Origin of the sequence: Promineifilum sp. (SeqCode), assembly GCF_041918635.1 — a bacterium.
Taxonomy (GTDB): Bacteria; Chloroflexota; Anaerolineae; order Promineifilales; family Promineifilaceae; genus Promineifilum.
The window spans coordinates 1-3,617 of record NZ_JAYRVJ010000142.1; the positions used below are offsets into that span (position 1 = coordinate 1).

3 protein-coding genes are annotated in these 3,617 nt (G+C 64.8%); 2 read left to right on the forward strand and 1 reads right to left on the reverse strand.

The window, feature by feature from the left end; all coding sequences use genetic code 11:
- The coding region (locus ACE3UY_RS04720) for a S41 family peptidase (RefSeq protein WP_374686400.1) at nt 1-1,198 on the forward strand (1,198 nt) is incomplete at its 5' end.
- A 25-nt stretch (nt 1,199-1,223) separates the two neighbouring features.
- On the forward strand, nt 1,224-1,691 hold the full coding sequence (smpB, locus tag ACE3UY_RS04725) for an SsrA-binding protein SmpB (RefSeq protein ID WP_374686401.1): 468 nt from the start codon (nt 1,224-1,226) through the stop codon (nt 1,689-1,691).
- A gap of 96 nt (nt 1,692-1,787) precedes the next feature.
- Here the strand turns inward: smpB and ACE3UY_RS04730 are convergent.
- Nucleotides 1,788-3,617 (reverse strand): cytochrome c family protein (locus ACE3UY_RS04730; protein ID WP_374686402.1); only part of this gene is annotated, 1,830 nt, incomplete at its 5' end.

A 3,617-nucleotide genomic window follows, 5' to 3' on the forward strand; every position in this document is an offset into this window, starting at 1 on the left:
CAGCCCGACCATTCCGCCCTCGCCCACGACCGCCCCTACGGTGGAGCCACCCACGGCCGAACCGGCCACCGCCGTGCCCGAATCGACAGCCGTCCCCGCTCCATCCGGCGAGTCGCCGTTGGGCGGCGCCGACTTCACCACTTTCTACGAGGCGTGGGAGCTGATTACCGACGAGTATGACGGCGCGTTGCCCCCATCAGATGAAGTGATCCAGTCGGCCATCGCCGGCTCACTGGAAACGCTGGACGACGATTACACCCGCTACGTCCCGCCGGCTATCGCCGAGCGGATGCGCCAGGATATGGAAGGCGCGGTCGAGGGGATTGGCGCGTTCGTACAGGAGAACGACGACGGCCTGTTCGAGATCGTGCGTCCCATCGACGGCCAGCCGGCCGATCTGGCCGGGCTGAAGCCGGGCGACGTCATCATTGAAGTAGACGGTCAATCGGTGCTGGACATGAGCTTCGATGAGGTCATCCTCATCGTACGCGGCCCGGAGGGCACGACGGTGGCGCTGAAGGTGGCCCGCGAGGGAGAGGCGGAACCGTTGGCATTCACCATCGTTCGCACCCGCTTCGAGGTTCCTGTCGTCGAGTACGAGATGTTGCCGGCCGAGATAACGGGCGGCGCGGCCATCGGCTACATCCACCTGACGGAGTTCAACCGCAACGCCGAGGAGAAGCTGCTGGAGGCGCTCAACGCCCTCCTGCCGCAGCAGCCGGTCGGCCTGGTGTTCGATCTGCGTGACAACCCCGGCGGCTTCCTCGATCAGTCGGTGGCTGTCGCCGACGCCTTCTTGCCCGACGGCGTGGCCCTCTTCGAGCGCAACATCCGCGGCCTGGATCAGACCTTCACGACGGACAATGGCGATCTGGCCGAAAGCATCCCGCTGGTGGTGCTGGTCAACGCCGGCAGCGCCAGCGCGTCGGAGATCGTCGCCGGGGCCATCCAGGATCGCGGCCGGGCCGTGCTGGTGGGCGAGACGACCTTCGGCAAAGGCTCGGTGCAGCAGGTACACACCTTGTCTGATGGGGCCGAGTTGAGGGTGACGGTGGCCCGCTGGTACACGCCCGACAATCACACCATTGACGGCGAGGGCATCACCCCGGATTTCGAGGTAGAATCGCCGGAGGATTTGGGCGGCGTCGAAGACGGGCAGTTGCGGCGCGCTGTCGAATACTTGTTGACGGGACAGTAAGCAGTGGGCAGTAAGGCATAGCGATATGAAAGCGACAGGGGGCGTCAAGGTCATCTACAACAACAAGCGGGCCAACTTCGACTACGAGTTGTTGGAACGCTTCGAGGCCGGCCTGGTGCTGACGGGGACAGAGATCAAGTCCATCCGGGGCAACCACGTTAGTCTGCAACGCAGTTACGTCCAACCGAATGGTGATGAGTTGTGGCTGTTGGAAGCGAACATTTCCCCCTATGAGCATGGCAACCGCGAGAACCACGAGCCGACGCGCCCGCGCAAGCTGCTACTTCATCGCCGCGAGATCAATCGCATCCTGACTCAACTGGCTCAGAAGGGGCTAACGGTCGTGCCGACGCGCCTATACCTGAAGGGCGGTCGGGCCAAGGTCGAGGTCGCCCTGGCGCGCGGCAAGCGCAAGGTGGACAAGCGCGAAGACATCGCCCGCCGCGACGCCGACCGCCAGGTCGAGCGCGCCCTACGGGAGAAGTACCGATAAGACAAATAAATGAACCACGGATTTTACGGATATAACGGATTTATCATTGGATTTAATCCGTTTCATCCGTGAAATCCGTGAGAATCCGTGGTTCATTCATTCTTCCGACGGGCGGGTTTTGAAGAAGAGGTAGATGCTGAGCGCGGCGGTGAAAACGACGATCAGCACCTGTGCGATGGTCGATGGCGACACCCGTTGCGGCGGGACGACCTTCGCCGCGGCGGCCACTTTGGGCGCGGGGGTCGCCGCGGTCTCGCCGATGGCCGCGGGGGTCGGTTGCGGCCCTTGCTGCGCCAGCAGGAAGGCCACCATCGTCTCCTGCTGCTCGACGCTCAGCCTCATGCTGTAGTTCTGGGGCATGATGCCCGGCAGGCATGGCCCATTGGGGCACTCCGGGGCCATATAGGCGTTAGGTTCCAGGATGGACTGCCGGATGTACTCCGCGGCGCTTTTCCCTTCCACCCGTCCCTCGGCGTTCAGCCCAATGTAGGTCAAATCCGGCCCGACCTTGTGCGCCTCGCCGATTTCGCCGATCATGTGGCAGGAGCCGCAGCCGGCGTTCTGGATGATCATCTCCGGCTCGACGCCTTCGATGGGGCGCGGGGTCGGCGTCGGCGCGACCGTCCCGGCGGCTACCGGTGTAGACGTTGGCAGCCCCTGCGCCTGGAGGACGGCCAGTTCCTCAGCCGTCGGCTGGCGCAGTTCGCCGGCCGGCTCGGCCCGCAGGATGGCCTCGCAGGGCGAGAACTCCGGTTCCGGGTCGGGCATGCACCACCACGGCCCGCCCTTCTTCGTGTTCAGCAGCGGCACGTACCACAGCACAATATCCTCGCCCGACAGCGCGTCGCCGTCGATCCATTGGCGCGGCGGGATGAACGTATCGCCCGGCCCGGTCGTGATCGGCCCGTCCCCCTCCATCGGCTTGTCCTGCAACAGAAACAGGTAGGCCTCGTCCAGGCCGAGCGGGTCGGTGCGCTCCATCATCCAGCGGTAGTGCAGGTCGCCGTCGAACGTCGCCAGCTTGTGCCCTTCCGGCGAGAGGTCTTCGACCACGGGGAAGGTCTCGAACTCCACCGGTTGCTCGGCCCACTGCATCTCGTCGAACAGCCACACCTCGTCGCCCGGCCCGCCATCCAGGTCAACATCGATGCGCCAGAACGGCCGGTAGATGGACAGGTCGTCGCAGCCCGGCCCGTGAGATAGAAAGCGCGACTCGAAGCGGCCGTCAGCGTAGAAGCGCATGATCTGCTCGTAGCGGTAGCAGCAGATGCAGTTGGGCCAGCGGGTGAACTCGGTGAAGATCTGCTGCACCTCGAAGCCGTCGTCCAAGTCGTTGATCGCTGTTCCGCCAAAGGGGGGCACAGTGGCCGCGAAACCGATCTCGTCCCGGTAGCCGCCCGGCCAGCTGGGATACCACGCCTCGATCTGCCCGATCTTGGCGCTGGAAAAGATCAGGTCGCCCCCGAACGTCGCGTCGCGGAAGTTGATGCCATCGTTGGCCGTCATTTCCCAGCAGACGCTCCAGCCGTGCTGCTCGTGGCAGCCGTCGGTGAAGGCATTGCGCTGGGTCAACGGCTTGCCGGCGCTGCGGTCTGCCCGGGCGCGGGTGTAGAAGGTGCGCGCCACCACTTCCTCTTCCAGGTTGACAAAGACGTGGAAGACGCGCCCCGTACCGGCTGGGTCGTGAAAGGTCAGATCGACGCACCAATCCTCGCGGCAGGCGTCATCCATCAGCCAGCCCGACATGGGGATCATGGCCGGATCCATGAGGCCGATGTCTTCGCCGAGGATAGCCCGCACCTGGGCGTCGGCCGCGGCGATAGCCATTGCCTTGGGCAGCACCTCGACGCTGCCGCCCGGCCGGGCTTCGGCGTTCGTCCACTGCCCAACCACTTGCTCCCGATCCAGGTTGACCACGGCCTCGAC

What these genes read in the sequence shown, in the direction of transcription:
- smpB (WP_374686401.1), top strand. Translation starts at nt 1,224, where the DNA reads ATGAAAGCGACAGGGGGCGTCAAGGTCATCTACAACAACAAGCGGGCC.